The organism is Facklamia sp. 7083-14-GEN3, assembly GCF_024742075.1.
In the GTDB taxonomy this organism is placed as follows: Bacteria; Bacillota; Bacilli; order Lactobacillales; family Aerococcaceae; genus Facklamia.
The window spans coordinates 264,737-285,285 of record NZ_JANSGD010000002.1 but is presented as its reverse complement, the minus strand read 5'-3'; the positions used below and the strand labels follow the sequence as shown (position 1 = coordinate 285,285).

Below are 20,549 nucleotides of genomic sequence, written 5' to 3'. Positions count from 1 at the left end.
TTACAATATATACTATCGTCATAGATAGAGCGGTCGTGGCGGAATGGCAGACGCGCCAGCTTGAGGGGCTGGTATCCTTAAGGATGTGGAAGTTCGAGTCTTCTCGGCCGCATTGGGTAAACTTTATTTTCAAAATTTAAATTCAAAGCTATAAACTTAACGAAATGGTGTGGATTCGATATAACGAATCCACACCATTTTTTATTTATTTAATAGTATAAAATTTCAATCGATATTTGTTTTATATTTCTAAAAAAGAAAAATATGATTATTCTGAAATCAATCAAAAATTTATATAATTACTAAACAAATTCTTATTGCTCTATAGATATTGGAGTGTAATTTGTTTAAATATTAATATATAAAAAAATAATCTAAAGACTATAATACTATTAGTTAAAACCATTATAAAAACTAATAAATTTTATTATATTTTCTTATGGCATATGGTATGGTTAACATGCAGCGACAAATAATATTTTGGAAGGAGTGAGACACGATTATGAAAGCGGTTTATTATTTGGCAGGTTTACTTTAGCTTTTTTTAATTAAGAAAGGAATTATTTAATGAATTTTTCAGATATTGTAGTAACACTTCGCAATTATTTATGGGATTATGTTCTTTTATACGCTTTTATTGGAATTGGATTATTTATGACTGTTCGTTTGGGCTTTCCGCAGTTTTCACGTGTTTTTCCTGCCCTAAAACGCATGATATCAGATATTATAAAAGGGAAGCCGGCTAAAGAAGGGGGAATGACTCCTTTTCAATCCTTAGCTACAGCTGTTGCAGCTCAAGTAGGGACTGGAAATATTGTAGGAATTGCAACCGCTATTATTGGCGGGGGTCCGGGAGCGGCATTTTGGATGTTGGTTTCTGGTTTTTTAGGTATGTCTACAATATTTGCTGAGGCTACTATGGCTCAAGTTTTTAGGGAAAGAGAAGTTTCAGATGGTACATTAGTTGGAGGACCTGCATACTATATCAAAAATGGTTTAAAACAAAAGTGGTTAGCATATATTTTTGCTGTTTTGTGCATTGTTGCACTTGGAATAGTAGGTATAATGGTTCAAGCAAATTCAATTATTTCGTCAATGAATACAGCTTTTGGTTTCAATCAATTCTTAATAGCTTGTGTTTTAATATTGGTTGTTGGTTGGATTCTCATAGGTGGTATGGAACGAATTGGTAAATTTTCTGAGCGTGTCGTACCTACTATGGCCATGGCCTATGTATTAGTGGCATTATTAATTATGATTTTAAATATTGATCAACTGATTCCTACCATCAAGTTAATTATCAATAGCGCATTTAATCCTCAAGCGGTAGCTGGTGGGGCGTTAGGAATTAGTGTTCAACAAGCTATGCGATATGGGTTAGCTAGAGGTTTGTTTTCAAATGAGGCCGGAATGGGATCGACGCCTCATTCTCATGCGGTAGCTGTGACTTCACATCCTGCTGAACAGGGATTTATTGCTATGATTGGTGTCTTTATATGTACTTTCATTATTTGTGTGGCAACGGTCATGATTAATCTTTTAACAGGGTCTTATTCCATTGAAACAATCCAAGCTATGACGCCCCAAGCATTAGGTGAGTATGGTCAAGTCATGACACAAACTGCTTTCCAAATTCAATTCGGAAAAATTGGAGAGTCTTTCTTAGCCATCGCCTTGTCATGTTTTTCATTAACTACAATAGTTGGTTGGTTCTTCTTTGCAGAGTCCAATGTTAAATTTATCTTTGACAATGGGAAAATCATCCATTCATTTAAATTAGTTGCTTTACTTGCAATTGCTCTAGGATACTTTGCAAGTCCCGGAGTAGTATGGGATATTGCTGATTTATCAATGGGGTTGATGGCTTTACCCAACATAATTGCTCTGATCATTTTATCAGGAAAAACAGTAGAAGTACTTAAAGATTATGATAAACAAGTTCAACTTGATGCGGAACATTTATCATGGGATTATAAATACGAATAAACTGATTAACCGATTATATTTTTCAAAAAAAGCCCTCTAACACTAGAGGGCTTTTTTTAGTAAGTCTTATTAAACGATTATTAGTGTATTAAAGCATGACTTCATTTATAATAATAGTAAGACATTTTAAAAAGGAGAAGAATTTATGGATAGAGTAATAAAAATAGTTATTAAGCTTTTTATAAGTATCTTTATTTTGACTATATTGTGTACTCCTAATTCTGTCAAAGCTAATCAAATATCCACCGAATCACTAACAGAAAATGAAAATCTAACAGAAAATGAAGTGGATCAGGAATTGCTTGAACAACTTTCAGAATCATTAATGGAAATGGAAGATATCGAAAGATTTGAAGTTAGAATGAAATGGACAAATCTTGATGAAAAACAAGAAATGGGGGAAGCAATTTTCAAAATGGATGCTTCAAAAGGAGATTTGAAAGGTGATCTAAAGTATCAAATGGATGATTACTACCCTGAGACAGCAAATTTTAGTTTTATATCATACGGAAGACATCGTTTGTTTTATGTAAAAGAATTTGATTTTTTGGATAGTTTAGCTTATTTTAAGCAAGCTTTTTTTGATTATCAATTTGATAATAAAATGGCTGAATACACTAATCTTTTCACAGAGTTTTCAAATGAAACGATTGATACTGTTAATCTAAATGAAAAGCCAGTAGTCTCCTTATTACTTATACCTAATAAAGATAAATTAATGAAGGTGAAACAAGGTCAATTAAGTTATAAGGAGAATCAGTATCATTTAAAAATTGAAAGAATCAATATTCCGAGTCTTTTCTTTGATAAACAACCTTTTCTATCCATCTCCTATCGTTTAGATCATTTGATTCAACCTTCTACTTCATCTATCATGAGTGAGTATCAAGATTGGGAAAATCAATTCAATCATCAAGTAAAAATTAATGAACAGTCAAATGATTTTTTATTCGGTGTAAAGATTGATTCCGAATTTTCTAATAGCCTTCAATTTAAGGAAATGGAGCATCCAACCCCACAGTTCAATAAAACATTAAATTTAATGAGTCAGGGCTTAACTGATAAATTAACGAGTTTTTCTATGGACTTTGACTCAGACAGACAAACTTTAGATGTTATCTTGGAAGGAATTGTAGAAAGTGTAGCGTTTAACTTTTTCAGCAAGGATACAGCTGAACTTTCTACTAAAAGAGTTCGTTTAGAATATTCTTTTGAACCTAAAAAAGTATCTATTCCTGAAAGATCAAGTCTTAAAACAATTAGTCCGGCAGCTGCTGATTATTTAATGGAAGGCCTACTGACTAAAGAGAAGAAGTAACGTTATAAGCTATTTGCTTGTTTTCTTAAGAACTCCAGAATAAATAATCTTAAAAATGAAAGAGGTATTACAATGAAGTATTTTTATTTAAAAGATTTTGCAAGTCAAAGAATACAAGCAGGAGAACAGTTAATAAAGTTAGAAGATTTTGAAGATCCTGATAATATTAAAGATGCACCTGAGGGTATGATTATCTTTATTACAGATCGTAATCATAGCTTTAAAGGACAAGCATTTATTGGTCGGCAAAATAAAGGTTTTGCTTGGGTTTTTAGTTTGAACTTGGAAGACTTATGGTCAAAAGAACTTTTTTCTATATACTTTCAAGAGGCTATTGAACATAGACAATCTCTGATTGACGATCCAACTACAACAGGATTTCGTTTGTTTAATGGTGAAGGTGACGGATTAGGTGGACTATCAATCGACTGGTATGACCATTTTATTCAAATCAACTGGTATTCTAAAGGTGCTTTCAAATACCGCGATTGGTGGCTTGAAATTCTTTTAGAATCCCCACTTGAAGTAATAGGCATTTATGAAACCAAACGCTTTCCAATTGACGATAGTGAGAAAGCAATCAAACATGTTACCGGCAAAGAGGCCCCACAGCCTCTAATTATCAAAGAACAGAATCGAAAGTATGCTATTTACTTAGGTCAGGATTGGATGACGGGTCTTTTCTTTGATCAAAGAGAAGTGCGGAAGTATATCCAAGAACAAGCACATGGGTTGTCTGTCTTAAATCTTTTTTCTTACACAGCTGCATTTTCAATTGCGGCTAGCCTGGGTGGAGCTAGTAATACTGTCAGTGTTGATGTAGCTAATCGTTCATTAGAGCTCAGTAAAGAAAACTTTTTAATTAACAAGCTGGACACCGACAACTTATCTAACGAGATTAGAATCATGGATGTCTTTGATTATATTGATTATGCCAAACGTTCCTCAAAAGATTTTGATATGGTGGTATGTGACCCTCCTAGTTTTGCCCGAACTAAACGTTATGTTTTTTCAGCATTAACAGATTATATAACATTGGCTAAAAATTTGTTTCAAATAACTAAATCAGGGGGATTGTGTGTCTTATCCACAAACCATTCAGCTTACTCAAAAGATAAATTTATTGAAGATATGAACGAAGCTGGTCGCTTGAGTGGTAAGAAAGTTCAATTGATTCAAAGTTTTGGACTTCCCGAAGATTATCCTTCTTCTGTCGATTCTACGAGTCAGTATCTTAAAGTTTTAGTATATTATTGTTCTGAATAAGAAAGGCGGGGAGTAACAATGTCTTATATTGAATTAAGTGAAGTTGTAAAAGAATATAAAACTGGTGAAGTCGTTACGCGAGCAAATGATGGAGTCAGCTTTACAATCGATGAAGGAGAGTTTGTGGTTATTTTAGGACCTTCCGGAGCTGGTAAATCAACTACACTAAATATTTTAGGTGGAATGGATCAAGCGACCTCCGGACAAGTTGTTATAGATGGAGAAGATATTGCTAAGTACAAGGCCAAGCAGTTAACTCATTTTAGAAGAAATAACGTTGGTTTTGTCTTTCAAAATTATAATTTAGTTCCTAATTTAACGGCTAAAGAAAATGTGGAGTTAATGATCCATATTGCCAAAAGTAATATGCAAGCAGAAACAGTGCTTAAAGAAGCGGGGTTAGGCCATCGATTAGATAATTTTCCCGCTCAGCTATCGGGCGGTGAGCAGCAAAGGGTATCTATTGCGCGTGCTTTAGCTGGTAGACCCAAAATACTTCTATGTGATGAACCCACAGGTGCTTTAGACTACGAAACAGGCAAACAAATCTTGAAGTTATTACAGGATACATGTCGCGAAACGCGCACAACGGTTGTGGTAATCACTCATAATACAGTGATTTCAAAAATGGCAGATCGCGTGATTAAAATCCGTAATGGACAAGTAGAGGAAGTCGTTCAAAACCCGCATCCTACTAATGTATTAGATTTACATTGGTAGAAAGGAGGTAATATGAAATCAATCATTAAAGATATCTTTCGTGAGATATTAAAAAGTTTCCCGCGATTCTTATCGATATTAGCTATTATTAGTCTTGGAGTTGCTTTTTTTATTGGAATCAAAGCGACAGGACCAGCTATGGTAGAAACTGCACGTGATTATTATGAAAGTTATGATTTACCTGACGGTCGTATATTATCTACTCTAGGTATCAATGATAATGACATAAAAAAAATTGAAGAATTAGAAGATGAAACAGAACTTCGGCTACGTCCTATCAAATCAGTTATTGGAATGGTTGAACCAAGTACTCAACCTATCAAAGTATTCGGGATCAATGAAAAAGATGAAAGCTATTACCAACTAGTTGAAGGGAGATTTCCACAGAAACCCTCTGAAATTACCTTGGATAGTAAATACCTTGATTTAATCAATACTGATTCAAAAGAATCTGTTCAAGTTGGAGATAAGGTGAAAATCACCTTGAACAAACGAGTAAGTGAAGACGATATAGATAGTGATAATTCAGATTCAATCTTTTCGATAAAAGATATTGAATTAACAACAAATGAGTTTGAAGTTGTTGGATTCGTCCAAACACCAATTTATTATGAACGAATTAGTCGAGGGCTCGACCATTCTGTTTTTGGTTTAATTCAAGAAGATCAAATACAAGCCAATTACTATAGTGAAGTGTTCTATTGGATACGTAATAATAAAGAGAGAGCTTACGATCCAGCTTATCAATCAAGGCTTGACCAACTAAAAATTCATTTAGAAGATCTGTTAGCTAATCGCCCAAATCAGCGCTTGGAAGCCAGTAAAAAAGATATTCAAGCTAAATATGATGAGGTTAGTTCAGATTTAGAAGAAGCTAACAATGATTTTGAGTCGGCAAATAAAAATATTTCCGAAGCCGAAAAGACACTGGTAGATTCTGAACAAGACCTTAAAGAAGCTAAGATAGAACTTAGCCAAATTGAATCGGATTTATTGCAGCAGTCTTTACAAGGTAATTTAGATCCAAACAATCCCCAAGTTTTAGGAGGGCCTGAACAACAAACAGAGTTATTGAAGGGTCAAGAACAAAGTTTAATGGGCAGCAACGAGTTATTTTTTGGAGAAAACCAATTGAGTCGCTCGCAAAAAGCTATAGCAGATAGTATTGCTGAAAACAATTTAGAATTAAGAGAAGGACAATTGGCGCTTGAGCAACTAAAAAAATTGGAAGCTGATTTAAAAGAACCGACTTACCATGTCTTGACACGTCAAGATGATGCAGCTTATAAATCTTTGAAAGAAAATGCTGAAAAATTGAATGTTATTTCTAATCTGTTCCCGGTTTTCTTTTTTGCTATTGCTGTTTTAGTTGTTTTTACAACAGTTAAACGTATGTCAAGTGAACAAAGAAACTATATGGGCACCATGCAGCAAATGGGATATAATCGCTGGCAAGTCATCTTAAAGTTTGTGGTCTATGCTGGTTTGGCAGGAGTCATTGGGATAGCCTTAGGAATAACTTTAGGTTACCGAATTTTCCCACCAATTATTCTACAAGCCTACAATTCCATGTTTTATTTGGCTGATACTTTGATTCCTAGGTCCCTAACTTGGAATATGATTGTCGGTGCCATTGCTTTAGCTTGTACACTAATACCAGCAATATACACTCCTTATGTATTATTAAAGCAAGCTCCCGCGCAGTTGTTGCGACCTGAACCGCCTAAACAAGGTAAACAAATTTTACTTGAAAATTGGACCGGATTTTGGAGTCGATTGTCTTTTAATCGAAAAATGACTTTGAGAAACCTTTTTAGATATAAAGGAAGAAACCTTATGACTTTCATCGGTGTAGCGGGCTGTTCAATGTTAATTCTCACAGGCTTTGGAATTAGTGACACTATATCAGGTTTACTTTCTAATCAATTTGAGCAATTGCAACGTTATGATGCAACTTTGGTCTTGAATGAAGATTTAGGCCATTACCAAACGCAAAAACTTCAAGAAGAATTAGAAGAATACGAAGGTATCGAAGCTTTTTATCCAATCTATTCTGAATCCTTAGAAATAGAAAACGAGAATGAAAAAGAAAACGTTAATTTAATGGTTCCGCTAGGTGATGTGCAATCATTTAAAGACTTTGTTTTTGTAAGAGAACGAGGAGACGATAAGAGTTCTCAAGCGCTAGATTTAGATGAAACAGGACCGCTTTATACAGAACGATTAGCTGAGTTATTTAATTTAAAGCCTGGTTCTAAAGCTAACTTTAAAATGGATGATGAAAGCTACACCATTCCTTTAAATGGAGCAGCTGAAAACTATGTTAATCATTATCTTTATATGGGAAAAAATGACTATAATCAGATTTTTGAAAAACCTGCGCAAATTAATGCTTTTTTACTAAAATATGAGGCTAATGCTAAAGTGACCCGGTTGGAAGATAAGTTGCAAGATAATGAAGATGTTCAAGCTATTGTCAATATGACAAATATAGAAGAAGTCGTTAGCAAGACGATGGATAGTTTATACGTCATTACGATTGTTTTAATCGTTTCAGCCGCTGGATTGGCTTTTGTAGTATTATATAACTTGACTAATATTAACATTGAAGAGAGAAATCGAGAATTGGCCACTATTAAAGTGTTAGGTTTTTATGCTAGGGAAGTAAGCTTGTATGTTTATGAGGAAATCTTTATTATCACAGTATTTGGCTCTTTCTTTGGCTTGATAGCCGGCCGTGTGCTCACACATATCATTATGAAACAGATGCAAATGAATTCCATGCTCTTTTATCCTAGGGCAACTATAGCATCCTACTTGATATCTTTTGTTCTCACATTTATTTTTTCAAGTGCTGTTATGTTGATTATGCACCAAAAGATTAAACGTATTAATATGGTAGAAGCTCTCAAGGGCCTTGATTAATCCAGCCCCTTATTGTTAAGCCCTTTAAGAATATGCTACAATGTTTTAAGTAAAGAACCAATTATAGAGCGACCATTTAAGAGGAGGCAATCAAATGCAGTGTCCAAATTGTGGACGGAATGTCCGTAGTAAGACTCAGTGTGCATACTGCGGTTATAAATTTAATCAAGCAGATAAAAAAGAACAAAGTTCATTAAATAAGAGAAGACAAAATGATTCAAAAGCAGTTGATAAAAATTCTCATGATCTAACTGAAATGAAACACTCTCAAAATTTAGGAGAAAATAGACAGCATGTTCCGGTTAGAAGATCTCTTGAGAAAGAGTTAGCAGAAGCAGAAAAAGAGGCTAAATTAGCTTACGAGCGATCACTTCAATCAAAGTCAAAAGACAATGAATCAGAAGTTGATTCAGATGAAGCTTTTAAAAAAAGAGCGGACGAAATTTTATCTTATCCATATACTGGCTCAGCATTTTCTGATGAATCAACTGATAATGAAGAAGATTATATTGTCCCTAAAACTAAGAAGACTAGTTTTGGTAAAGTACTTTGGAGTATGTTCAAATGGTTAATTTTATTGGCAGTCTTTTTCTTAATGTTTGTTTATGGACCTCAATTAGTGGGAATGGTTAAGAGTTATTTAGAGCCAACGATTAATCAAAACAATGAACAACCCGCCAAAGAGCTTGAAAATTCTCAAAATTCAACGGAAACTACAAGTAGAGAATCAACTATGAATGCTATCTCAGATAATTCTTCTAAGGTCAATTCAAATTCAGAAGAAAATCAAACGACTTCTTTTGAAGATACAGCCTTTCAGATAGAAGATTCTGAAGTTGATGTCGAAAATTATCCAATGATCTCAATTAACCTCGATTTTGCTGAGTCTCTTTCTGATGTAGATCAAGAGACATTCACTTTTAAGGTCAAATATAATGAGACTGAAACGGATCTGGAGGATGAATTTTCTCTTTTTAAAGAAGGAAAAAAACTTAGATTGTCCTTTAATGATCCTGCTTTATCAGTTATTGGTGAAGATACAAGTCAGCAGAAACTTCTGATAAGTGCAGAGAACTTTTCAGAAAGTATCGCCTACGAAGTTCCTAATAAACAAGATCAAGCAGAAAGAATTGATGAACTGAATCGAATAGTTAATGATTACTTTTCTGATCAAGAAACAGTAGCTTTACAAATTCAACAGCTGGGTGATAAAACACCATTTGTTTATGAAAATCAAACCATGGAAGCAGATCGTCTAATTGCTTGGTTTATTTTACAGCGTACCTTTGAATTGTTAGCAGATGAAACGATTACACTTGGACAAGAAATTCCTGTTAAAACACAATTAATTGCTTCAGGAGATACAGGCCAAGTGGCAAGTCAAGCTAGAGATTCATATACTGTTCAAGAATTGATTGATTTAACCGTTCAATCAGGAGATGCTTCCGCGATGAATCATTTAGTTCAGCTTGCCGATGGAGTTAATCGCTTTAATTACTGGTTAAAAGAATCCGGTTATTTTGCTACTCGTATGAATGCCCCATTAGCTATCGAAGAAGATAGTTATATAACTGGTGCAGTAACTGACGTAACGGACTTAGCTAATCTGCTTGTTAAATTAGCTAAAAATGAATTAATTGATGAAGAATACGATGCTTTATTAAAAGAATCGGTAACTTTATCACCATTGACAGATAAATTCCCTAATTATAACGCTAATGTGACTCAACGTTATGAATTATTAACTACGGAGGAAAATCCACAACTTCAACATATAGCGGGGATTGCTCAAACTGTTGGAGAAGACTATATTTATGTGGTGCTTACTAAAAATTTCAATGAGCCTTATGATATGAATGCTAGGATGAGCCAAACAATTAACGATATTCTCACACAATATCTATCCAATCAAGAAGGTAATGAGCCCGTAGAAAATGAAACTTCTATTGAGAATACACAAGAACCAGTTCAGACAACACAAGTAATAACAAGCCCGCCAGCATATGATCCATCAGCGACTTCAGTTGAAACAGTTGTAGAACCAACAGATAATCTATATGAAGGTAAACAAACAGAAAATTATTATTTGTTTGATGATGGCTATCGTAAGGGGACTTGGTATCAAGATGAAAATGGCGCTTGGTTTTATCGTTAACGAGAAGTTAAATTAGAATAATTTGAGAGATGGAAAGACTTCTTGAATGAGGTCTTTCTATTTTTAAAAAGATTTCTACTTTTTCACATCACTTTTTAAGTGTATAATAGAGAAAAAGGGAGGAATTTACATGAGTCCTACACTGATACAAATTGTTATTCATGCTATTAAAGAGAAATTTCAAACAGAAAAAGCTTTTTATGCGGAAAAATTAGGTATTAGTCCTCAATCTTGGGACCGATGGAAAAAAGGCGAACAAGGTCTAAAGTTTGAAAATATCCAAATTATATCTACTTTATTTACTGATTATGAGTGGATGCTTGTTCAAAAAGTTGTGCGAAATGCTGAAATAATTCCAGAAGTCTCAGCCAATCCTGTTGGAGAATACCTTTATCTTAAATATCAAATTGCTAAGACTTGGGTGAACCATGGTATGGTACGTCTAGAATGGCATCAGAGTGAAAATTTAGAAAACCAACAGAACACAATGATCTTGCAATTAATTGCTGATTATCAATTTTGGGGATACAATGATATTATAGAAATTCGTCTACCTGGAGTATTGAGACAACAATTAGAGACCGATGAAGTAAAACTCCTACAATGGTTTGATGCTCAAAGTGATAAAGTGAGAGATACTGGAGAAGAATAAAAATAGAGTGGTGAAGCTATTTGGTGCAAAGAAAACGCAAAAAAGCTACTAGACCCAGAAAAAAAAACTTCAAAAAAAACAAAAAACTTAAACAATTCAAAAAATGGCAAGAAGCTTTCTTTAAACGATTAGGTTGTTTAAGTTTCTTTATCATTACCTTTATTAGTTTGCTGTTCGTTTTGTTCTTTCGTTGGATGTCGCAGCCTGCTCCTAATATTTATCAGAATGAAATCACTCAATCAGATAGCTTACAGAAAGAGCAATTTATAGCGGATTTGGTCCCAACTGCTCAAGCTTTGCAAAGAGAGTTTGGCGTTTATGCTTCTGTGTCATTAGCTCAAGCAGTTTTAGAATCGGACTTCGGTAGAAGCCAATTAGCTAGTCAGCATAATAATCTATATGGTGTAAAAACAAGTGCTGACGATCCAAATTCTGCCCTCTATCCAACAATGGAGTTTTTTGATGGCGAGTGGGTTGAAATTAAGGATTATTTTAAAGTGTATCCTTCTAGACAAGCTTCAATGCGTGAGCATGCGCTATTAATGATAAATGGAACTTCTTGGGATCCAAACCAATACCAGGCTGTATTACAAGCCCAGGATTTCAAATCACAAGCTCAGGCATTGCAAGATTCAGGCTATGCAACTGATCCGAGCTATGGAGAAAAATTAATCAATATGATTGAAGAGTGGCAATTAGATCAATATGATCAGCCATAAAAATAATAGTATGATGGGAGGGATAAGATGGTTCAAAGGCATCAACCTGGGAGTATGATAGGTGTTATTGGAGAGTCACTAACAACAGCTTTGCTAGCTCAAGAGGCAGGTAGGTTAGGTTTTCGTGTCGCAAGTATGGTAAGTCATGATGAAAATCCTGTGAAACAATTTGCTTATTGGCAGATGGTCGATGACAATTATCAAGACGAAAGTTTAATCGAATTCGCAAGCTTAGTGGATATGATATATGTTGAGCCGGGTATTTTATCAAACCGGCACTATAAATTATTAGAAGAATATACTGACTTGGCTTTATCAGAAGATTTAGTCGCAATTACAACAGACCGTTTGATTGAAAAAGTTTATTTGGATTCCACTAAAAGCCTGGTAGCTCCTTTTTCAATGGTCACTTCCATAGAAGATATTAAAGAAGCGATAGAGTATATAGGCTATCCTTGTGTTCTTAAATCCGGCCAAAGACATTTGAATCAAGCCAAGGACCACATCCTTCTATTTAATGAGGAAGATTTACCATTAGCAGAGAAGAAAGTTGAACAAGCAACCTGTATTCTTGAGGCTTGGATTCCAGTTGAGAAGAGAGTTTCTTTGACTGTTGTTAGAAATGAGCGAGGAGAATTGTTGTTATATCCTCCTTTTGAATTAGTGGATAAAGGAGTTATTATCGGTACGCAAGTAAGATATCCTGCGCGCATTGATGACGAACTTTCTAATGAAATCAATCGGTTAGGCAAATTAATTGCTGAATCACTTACATTAATCGGAGCACTGACATTAGAGTTCTTTATCACATCTTCTGGTGTTATTTATATTAATCAAGCTTCAATTGGTTTATCGCAAGCAGCGACTTTTACTATCGGTTCGATGTCCATTTCACAATTTGAAGCGTGTATGCGCGCATTGTCGGGTTTACCTTTGCCTACATTAAAAGTAACCTCAGCCGCTGCCATAGCCATTCCTTTACAACACTTAAACATAGACAATGTGATGACACAATACATGTCTCGAACAGATTGGGGGTTTGCCCTAGTTAATGTACCTGGTCAATTACATAATCATTTGGAAGGACAAGTCATTATAACGGGAGATAGTTTAATGTCCTGCAATCGTCAAATCGAAATGACCGGATTATATAAAATTAAATAAAAAAAAGAAGCTCAAGGGATAACCTTGGCTTCTTTTTTTATTTTTCTGAAGAGTTGACTGTGGCTTTAATGGACATAGGAGATTGGCTTTATTTTTGATATAATATCAAATATTGGAAGCGTTGGTGAAATGGAGTGAGAATATGAATTTATTAGAAAGTATTGATCAATTGAATAATAAGCAAAAGGAAGCTGTGTTAACCACTCAGGGACCGCTGTTAATTGCTGCTGGGGCTGGTTCGGGTAAAACACGGGTTCTTACTCACCGAATCGCTTATCTTGTTAAGGAAGAAAGAGTAAACCCTTGGAATATATTGGCTATTACTTTTACCAATAAAGCCGCAAATGAAATGAAAGAGCGGATAAGAAACTTAGTCGGCCCAGATGCAGACTCTATATGGGTCTCAACTTTCCATGCAATGTGTGTGAGAATACTTAGAAGAGAAGGCGAAAAACTTGGTTATCAACGAAATTTTTCAATCGTAGACCAATCTGAACAGTTAACATTGATGCGTCAAGTGTTAAAAGAATTAAATTTAGATAGTAAACAATTTAAAGATAAGAATCTTCTCTGGCAAATTGAACAAACAAAAAATGAAGGCAAAAGCCCAGCGCATAGTTTACAAAATGCCAGTAATTTTATTGAAGAAATTCATGCAAAAGTCTATCAGCTTTATCAGACAAAATTAAAACAAGCCAATGCCATGGATTTCAATGATTTGATTCTTAATACTGTTAAATTGCTAGAAGAATATGATGATGTCCGTCACTTTTATCAGCATAAGTTTCAATATATTCATGTGGATGAGTACCAAGATACCAATAATACTCAGTATCAACTCATCCGATTGTTAACAGGAATCATTAATAATATTTGTGTAGTAGGAGATGCTGATCAGTCTATTTATGGATGGCGCGGCGCAAATATGGAAAATATTTTAAATTTTGAATCTGATTTTCCTCAAGCTAAAACGATTCTATTAGAGCAAAACTACCGGTCTAGCCAAAATATTTTAGCTGCAGCTAATAGTGTGATAAAAAATAATCAAAATCGTAAAGTTAAGAAATTATGGTCCAATAAGGACAAGGGAAGTAAGATTAAATTTTATCATTCAGACAACGATTCAGAAGAGGCGCGTTTTGTTATTCAAGAAATTATTGAGCTTAAAGATCGTTTTAATTTAAAAAATGATGATTTTGCGATTCTTTATCGGACACAAGCTCAGTCACGCTCTTTAGAGGACCAACTGTTAAAAGCCAATTTGCCTTATAAAATTATCGGGGGCTTGAAGTTCTATGCTCGTAAAGAAATCCAAGACACCTTGGCGTATTTAAGGTTAATTAATAACCCCGCTGACAACCTTAGTTTTAATCGTATTGTAAATGTTCCTAAACGTGGAATTGGAAATACCACTATCGAACGGTTAGCAAATTTCGCTGCTCAGATTCAGTTACCCTGGTTTATGGCGATCGATTATTTAGATCAGTCTCAATTATCTAAAGCGGTTCAAATGAAATTACAATCGTTTGCTAAAATGATTAAAAATCTTCAAGAACAAGCAAAATATCTCTCTATGAGTGAACTAGTAGAACAAGTTTGGCAGCTTTCTAACTATACTCAGGCTTTAATTGAAGAGGGCACTCTTGAAAGTCAAGCCCGCTTGGAAAACTTAGAAGAGTTTGCTTCGGTAACTAAACTGTTTGACCAAGAGGACCATAGTTTGCTGTTAGAAAGTGATCCTGATTTTCAAGATCAAGATCAAACCACTATTGAATCTCAAAAGATTGAAGAAATTCCAGGGTCAAACCTAGCCTTAGATTTATTCGAGACAGAAGATAAAAGTGAAAACAATATTAATCAACCAACAGATCTATTGACTCAATTCCTTACAGAATTGTCTTTAGTTAGTGATAACCAAGAAGAGGATGAACAAATGGGTATCACTTTGATGACCCTGCATGCAGCCAAGGGCTTAGAATTTCCGGTTGTCTTTATTGTAGGAATGGAAGAAGGGATTTTCCCATCCTATCGTTCTTTTGATAATGAAGAAGATTTAGAAGAAGAAAGAAGATTAGCTTATGTAGGAATGACACGCGCTGAAGAAATATTATATTTAACAGCAGCATCCAATCGCCTACTATACGGACGTTATCAACAAAACTTAGTCAGTCGATTTATAGATGAGGTTGAACCAGATTTACTTGAACGTATTGGACTTCCAGGAAGAGTCAAAAGATTCACTGCAAATGATCGTGGAAAAACCCAAGCCAATAGAGTTAAGTTAAGTCCTCGTTCGGCTCCCGTTAAGAAGAAGCGAGCTGTCCAAGGATCTTCAACTGTCAATAATCAAGAAATGATTAATTGGCAAGTGGGAGACAAAGTGGATCATAAAGCTTGGGGCCAAGGGACGATTGTGAAAGTTGACAAGTCGGCTAGTGATCAAATTTTAAAAGTAGCTTTTCCAGAACAAGGGATCAAACAGTTAATGGCAGCATTTGCTCCAATTACTAAGCTATCAGAATAGGAGGATCCTGATGTCTAATCAGCAAAAAGAAAGACAACGTTTAGATACCTTAAAAGAAAAATTAAATAACTATGCTTACTATTACTATGTATTGGATCAGTCATTAATTACAGATGCAGAGTATGATAAGTTGTATCAAGAATTGCTTGCGCTTGAAGCTAAACATCCGGATTGGGTCAGTTTGGACTCACCTAGTCAAAGAGTGGGCGACCAACTGCTAGAAGGTTTTCAAAAAGTCAATCATGCTCAAGCCATGTACTCTTTAAGTAATGCTTTTAATGAGGCAGATATCCAAGCTTTTATTAAAAAAGTTGAAGAAGGGGTTGGTCCTCAGTATTCTTTTATTTGTGAGTGTAAAATTGATGGACTTGCTATTGCCTTAACTTATGAAGACGGAATATTTGTTCGAGGAGCGACACGAGGTAATGGTCAAACAGGAGAAGATATTACTCAGAACCTTCGAACAATCCCCTCCTTGCCATTACGACTGAGAAAGCCTATTTCAGGAGAGTTTCGTGGAGAAGCGTACATGCCTAAAGAGGTCTTTTTAAAATTAAACGAGCAAAGGGATGAATTAGGAGAGAGTCCATTGGCTAATCCTCGTAATGCGGCAGCGGGCGCTCTTCGGCAGATTGATCCCGCAAAGGCAGCTGAGAGACAACTAAATATTTTTATGTATAATAGCTCCAGTCAATCGGATATAGAGGGGAATTCTCAAAAAGACCTCTTAGAAGAAATGGAGGCTGTTGGCTTAAGAACAAATCCCTTTAGAAAAGAATGTCATGACTTTGATGAGGTGTGGGAGTTTATTCAAACAGTTGGTCAAAAAAGACATGAATTACCTTATGAGATTGATGGAGTCGTTATTAAAGTGAATAAATTCGAACAACAAGAAAAATTAGGTCATACTGTTAAAGCACCGCGTTGGGCTATTGCCTATAAGTTTCCAGCAGAAGTTGCTCAAACAACTTTACTTAATGTAGAGTGGACGGTGGGCAGAACTGGGGTTGTTACCCCTACCGCTATTATGGAGGCCGTTCAACTGGCAGGAACGACTGTTCAACGTGCAAGTCTTCATAATGTAGACCTGATTGAAAAACTTGATTTACACATGGGTGATCAAGTCGTTATCCATAAGGCAGGAGATATCATTCCTGAAATAATAAAGGTTAATTTAACTAATAGAAAGCCTAACAGTCGACCGGTAGCTATTCCTACCGAATGTCCACAATGCAAAGAAGAGTTAGTTAAAATCAAAGATGAGGTGGCTTTAAGGTGCGTTAATCCTAATTGCCCCGCACAAAGGCTGGCTCAAATTACTCATTTTGTTTCCCGATTAGCTATGAATATTGATGGTCTCGGCGAAAAAATTGTTGAACAATTGTTGGACCATCATTTAATTGAAAATCCAGCTGATCTTTACTATCTAAAGCAAGAAGACCTTTTAAAACTAGATAAAATCAAAGAAAAATCAGCTAATAATTTAATCCGAGCGATTAATGAATCGAAAGACAGAGGATTAGATCGTTTACTATTTGCTTTAGGAATTCGTCATGTCGGTGCAAAAGCTTCTCGCCTAATTGCTGAAGAATTTGGTACAATAGAAACAGTGATGACTGCAGAGGCAGAACAAGTCAGTCAAATTGATGGCATAGGTGAGATCATCTCTCAATCACTGGTTCATTATTTTCAACAAGAGTCTTCACTACAGTTAATCGATTGTTTCCAAAAAATAGGTGTCAAAACCGATTTTCAAACAACAGCGATTGGCAATCAACAGTCCAATGAATTTAAAGGGAAGACGATTGTTCTAACTGGTAGTATGGATGCTTATACGCGTAATGAAGCAAAGCAAATTTTACAAAACTTAGGAGCTAATGTAACCGGATCAGTTTCCAAAAAAACTGATATATTGATTGCTGGAGCAGATGCCGGCAGTAAATTAGCAAAAGCTCAGAGTTTAGGTGTTTCAATTATAGATGAACCAACATTTCTAGAAAAATTAGCAGAAAGTGGTATTAATAATGCAAAACAAATATAAATTTATGACATTGCTAACCTGTCTTACTTTATTGTCAGGTTGCTTAAATAATCTAGAGGTAAATAAAGGAGAAGTAGATCTAGCTCCTGAGAAGGTTATGGCTAAATCAACCTCTAATCAATTAGCAAATCAAAACTACCGTGCTGTTATTACCGATGGCAAGTATCAACTCGGACCTTCAGCAAGTTCAGATTACACCTTGTCTTCAACAGGCAATGCTTTTGCTTTCGAAGATGGTTTATTACGTTTATCACGAGAGGTATTTCCTACCGATCAGTACTTTTTACAAGAGGGGCAATTAATTGATAGTGATACGTTAACTTCTTGGGTAGGAAGAGAAGATGCTGATAATCCTGAAGGATTAAACCCTTCTATCCCTATAGATAGTGGAGGAACTGACCCTGAAACGACATCTTCGGACTCTGAGACCACGGTTGATAATCAATCGACTTCTATAGAAGAGGCGACTGCAACTTCAGTTTTGGAAGATGGTCAAGAGGTGATGGTTGATGCAGAAGGTAATATCATTGATGAGAATGCTGGTATACCAGATCAGGTTGTTACTCAAGTTCAATCTACCCCCATTTACTTATCACAAATTTTAGAAAAAAATATTATGGTTGAAACAGAAGATGGTTACCAGCTAGCTGGTATTGTTCTCGGTTTATCAATGAACTCGCGTTATGAATATACTGACTCAGAGGGAGTTGTTTACGAAGAAGAAATCTCTATGGGAGAAATGCGCGAGCGCGGAAGAGCCTATGCTAATATTATTGTGGGGCGTCTAAGGGCAACAGAAGAATTGAGATCCATTCCTATTTTGGTAGGTATTTACCGCCAAGCACCTTCTGATGAGATTGTAGGGGGAACTTTTGTGTTGGATGGTATTTCGCGTGAAGGAAATGCTGTATCTGATTGGAAAGAGCTTAATGAATACCGAGTTGCTTTACCAATGACCGATGCAGGCGTAGAAGCAGAAAAATATGCTTACTTTGATAATTTTACTAAGGGAATTCGTGAGTTTTTCCCCAATTTGAATGGTATCTCTGGCCAAGTATTATATGAAGACGATCAGTTAAAGACATTAGATATTGAAATAGTCACACAATTTTATCAAATAACTGAAATTACTGCTTTAAGTCAACATGTACTCGACACTGCTCAAAGAACACTACCTGAGAATATAGAAATTGAAATCAAAATCGTTTCTAATTCGGATACAGAAGCTTATATAGGTAGAAATGCGGGAGAAACCGAGTACCAATCACATATATTTAGACAATAAGAAGAGGGGAATAATAATGATTACACGCGAAGAAATCACGCATGTTGCAAATTTAGCGAAGTTAAGTTTTAGCGAAGAAGAATTGGACCAATTTGCTCCAAATATCCAAGAAATTATTGAAATGGTCGAGCATTTACAAGAAGTGGATACGGAAGGTATTGAACCGACTTACCACGGTAACCAACTAAAGAATGTTTACCGTGAAGATATCGCGGTCTCTAATACGTCTTATCAAGCCTTAGTGAATAATGCGCCAACAGCTAAAGATGGCTATATTCAAGTACCAGTGATTATTGAAGATGAAAAAGGAGCTTAAGATGAAAAAATTTCCAACAACCATTACAGATATGAAAAAAGGATTAAAATCAGGAGCTTTTACAGCAGTCGAATTGCTTGAACATACCTATCAGCAAATTGAAACATTGGAGAACTCCGTTCAATCATTTTTAAATTATGAAGACTTCAAAGTGTCAGCCTTTGAATTAGCTAAAGTCGCAGATGAAGAAGGTTATTCGAATAATGATTCAAAAATACTCCAAGGTATTCCTATAGCAATCAAAGATAACATTTTAACGGCTGGTTTTAAAACAACAGCAGCTAGTAAAATGCTTGAAGACTTTGTGCCAACTTATGATGCTTTTGTTATCAAACAATTAAAAAAGGCGGGAGCCATTATAGTGGGTAAAGTCAACTTAGATGAGTTCGCGATGGGGGGCTCGACCGAAAACTCCTATTTTAAAACAAGTAAAAATCCTTGGAATCTTGAAAGAGTCCCAGGAGGTTCTTCGGGAGGATCCTCAGCAGCAGTAGGCGCTAGACAGGTGCCAGCAGCCCTAGGAACTGATACTGGTGGATCTATCCGTCAACCTGCCTCATATACTGGAATTGTTGGAATGAAGCCAACTTATGGCCGTGTTTCTCGTCATGGAGTAATTGCTTTTGCTTCTAGCCTTGATCAAGTCGGACCGATGACTTTAACGGTTGAAGATAATGCTTTACTACTACAAGCGATTGCGGGTCATGATCCTAATGATGCGACTAGCTTGCCTGATAAAGAGTTAGATTTTAGCAGTTTGATTGGGCAATCCATCGAAGGTAAGCGAATAGCTTTCCCTAAAGAGTATCAATCAGAGGTTATTGATGCGGATGTTCGGCGGGCAATGCAAAAAGCTGCGGATTATTTTACAAGTAAAGGTGCAATTGTTGAAGAAGTCTCTCTTCCTCATTCAGAGTATGGGATAAATGTTTATTACATACTAGCATCTGCGGAAGCTTCATCTAATTTACAGCGTTACGACGGTATCCGCTATGGTTATCGTTCAAAAGAGGCAGAAAATTTAGAAGAAATTTACATAAAATCTCGCTCTGAAGGATTCGGTCCCGAAGTCAAAAGACGTTTAATGGTAGGAACCTATTCTTTAAGCTCTGGCGCCTATGATAAATTCTTTAAGAAAGCAGCGCAGGTACGCTCATTAATTATTCAAGACTTTAAAGAAGTGTTTGATCAATTTGATCTTATTATGGGACCGGTCACTAATTCGACAGCTTACAAAATTGGTGAACGTATTTCAGATCCGCTCAAAATGTACGTGGCCGATCTATTAACAATTCCGGTTAATTTGGCTGGAATACCGAGTCTATCAGTACCTGCTGGGTTTGACAGCAAGGGATTGCCAATTGGAATGGCACTCACTGGTCCAGTGGATAGCGAAGCCTTACTTTACCAAATGGCCTATGATTTTGAGCAAGGCCATGACTTTGTTAATCAAGCACCTAAATTATAGGAGGATCTAG

Annotated in this window: 14 protein-coding genes and 1 tRNA gene; all 15 read left to right on the top strand. The window is 35.7% G+C overall.

Features of this window, described 5'->3' with window-relative positions; genetic code table 11:
• Positions 1-29: 29 nt before the first annotated feature.
• Positions 30-112: transfer RNA gene (locus NW240_RS05940), tRNA-Leu, on the top strand.
• A 455-nt stretch (positions 113-567) separates the two neighbouring features.
• Positions 568-1,986, top strand: a complete 1,419-nt coding sequence (locus tag NW240_RS05935) for a sodium:alanine symporter family protein (protein ID WP_258436588.1) — start codon at positions 568-570, stop codon at positions 1,984-1,986.
• 145 nt (positions 1,987-2,131) lie between these two features.
• Positions 2,132-3,304 (top strand): hypothetical protein, encoded by a 1,173-nt coding sequence (locus NW240_RS05930; protein ID WP_258436587.1) that lies wholly within the window; start codon positions 2,132-2,134, stop codon positions 3,302-3,304.
• A 72-nt stretch (positions 3,305-3,376) separates the two neighbouring features.
• Positions 3,377-4,570, top strand: a complete 1,194-nt coding sequence (locus tag NW240_RS05925; RefSeq protein ID WP_258436586.1) for a class I SAM-dependent rRNA methyltransferase — start codon at positions 3,377-3,379, stop codon at positions 4,568-4,570.
• 18 nt (positions 4,571-4,588) lie between these two features.
• A complete protein-coding gene (locus NW240_RS05920; RefSeq protein ID WP_258436584.1) occupies positions 4,589-5,290 on the top strand; it encodes an ABC transporter ATP-binding protein in 702 nt (233 codons plus the stop codon).
• A gap of 12 nt (positions 5,291-5,302) precedes the next feature.
• Positions 5,303-8,215 (top strand): FtsX-like permease family protein, encoded by a 2,913-nt coding sequence (locus tag NW240_RS05915; RefSeq protein ID WP_258436583.1) that lies wholly within the window; start codon positions 5,303-5,305, stop codon positions 8,213-8,215.
• 94 nt (positions 8,216-8,309) lie between these two features.
• The gene (locus NW240_RS05910) at positions 8,310-10,370 is read left to right on the top strand and encodes a class A beta-lactamase-related serine hydrolase (RefSeq protein ID WP_258436582.1); all 2,061 of its coding nucleotides are present in this window, start codon (positions 8,310-8,312) and stop codon (positions 10,368-10,370) included.
• Between the two features lie 130 nt (positions 10,371-10,500).
• A complete protein-coding gene (locus NW240_RS05905) occupies positions 10,501-11,022 on the top strand; it encodes a hypothetical protein (RefSeq protein ID WP_258436581.1) in 522 nt (173 codons plus the stop codon).
• 23 nt (positions 11,023-11,045) lie between these two features.
• Positions 11,046-11,741 carry a glycoside hydrolase family 73 protein gene (locus NW240_RS05900; RefSeq protein ID WP_258436604.1) on the top strand — a complete coding sequence of 232 codons (696 nt, stop codon included), beginning with the start codon at positions 11,046-11,048 and terminating at the stop codon, positions 11,739-11,741.
• Between the two features lie 27 nt (positions 11,742-11,768).
• Positions 11,769-12,905 carry an ATP-grasp domain-containing protein gene (locus NW240_RS05895; RefSeq protein WP_258436580.1) on the top strand — a complete coding sequence of 379 codons (1,137 nt, stop codon included), beginning with the start codon at positions 11,769-11,771 and terminating at the stop codon, positions 12,903-12,905.
• Positions 12,906-13,047: 142 nt separating this feature from the next.
• Positions 13,048-15,429, top strand: a complete 2,382-nt coding sequence (locus NW240_RS05890) for a UvrD-helicase domain-containing protein (protein WP_258436579.1) — start codon at positions 13,048-13,050, stop codon at positions 15,427-15,429.
• A gap of 10 nt (positions 15,430-15,439) precedes the next feature.
• A complete protein-coding gene (gene ligA / locus NW240_RS05885) occupies positions 15,440-17,470 on the top strand; it encodes an NAD-dependent DNA ligase LigA (protein WP_258436578.1) in 2,031 nt (676 codons plus the stop codon).
• Between the two features lie 97 nt (positions 17,471-17,567).
• Positions 17,568-18,755: a CamS family sex pheromone protein gene (locus NW240_RS05880; protein ID WP_258436577.1), complete on the top strand. Its 1,188-nt coding sequence runs from the start codon at positions 17,568-17,570 to the stop codon at positions 18,753-18,755.
• Between the two features lie 16 nt (positions 18,756-18,771).
• Positions 18,772-19,071: an Asp-tRNA(Asn)/Glu-tRNA(Gln) amidotransferase subunit GatC gene (gene gatC / locus NW240_RS05875; protein ID WP_258436575.1), complete on the top strand. Its 300-nt coding sequence runs from the start codon at positions 18,772-18,774 to the stop codon at positions 19,069-19,071.
• Between the two features lies 1 nt (position 19,072).
• Positions 19,073-20,539 (top strand): Asp-tRNA(Asn)/Glu-tRNA(Gln) amidotransferase subunit GatA, encoded by a 1,467-nt coding sequence (gene gatA, locus NW240_RS05870; protein WP_258436574.1) that lies wholly within the window; start codon positions 19,073-19,075, stop codon positions 20,537-20,539.
• The last annotated feature ends 10 nt before the right edge of the window (positions 20,540-20,549 follow it).

Coding starts and splice junctions, on each gene's coding strand:
- ligA (WP_258436578.1), top strand. CDS start 15,440: ATGTCTAATCAGCAAAAAGAAAGACAACGTTTAGATACCTTAAAAGAA.
- NW240_RS05925 (WP_258436586.1), top strand. CDS start 3,377: ATGAAGTATTTTTATTTAAAAGATTTTGCAAGTCAAAGAATACAAGCA.
- NW240_RS05920 (WP_258436584.1), top strand. CDS start 4,589: ATGTCTTATATTGAATTAAGTGAAGTTGTAAAAGAATATAAAACTGGT.
- NW240_RS05890 (WP_258436579.1), top strand. CDS start 13,048: ATGAATTTATTAGAAAGTATTGATCAATTGAATAATAAGCAAAAGGAA.
- NW240_RS05935 (WP_258436588.1), top strand. CDS start 568: ATGAATTTTTCAGATATTGTAGTAACACTTCGCAATTATTTATGGGAT.
- gatC (WP_258436575.1), top strand. CDS start 18,772: ATGATTACACGCGAAGAAATCACGCATGTTGCAAATTTAGCGAAGTTA.
- NW240_RS05880 (WP_258436577.1), top strand. CDS start 17,568: ATGGCTAAATCAACCTCTAATCAATTAGCAAATCAAAACTACCGTGCT.
- NW240_RS05895 (WP_258436580.1), top strand. CDS start 11,769: ATGGTTCAAAGGCATCAACCTGGGAGTATGATAGGTGTTATTGGAGAG.
- NW240_RS05930 (WP_258436587.1), top strand. CDS start 2,132: ATGGATAGAGTAATAAAAATAGTTATTAAGCTTTTTATAAGTATCTTT.
- gatA (WP_258436574.1), top strand. CDS start 19,073: ATGAAAAAATTTCCAACAACCATTACAGATATGAAAAAAGGATTAAAA.
- NW240_RS05905 (WP_258436581.1), top strand. CDS start 10,501: ATGAGTCCTACACTGATACAAATTGTTATTCATGCTATTAAAGAGAAA.
- NW240_RS05910 (WP_258436582.1), top strand. CDS start 8,310: ATGCAGTGTCCAAATTGTGGACGGAATGTCCGTAGTAAGACTCAGTGT.
- NW240_RS05915 (WP_258436583.1), top strand. CDS start 5,303: ATGAAATCAATCATTAAAGATATCTTTCGTGAGATATTAAAAAGTTTC.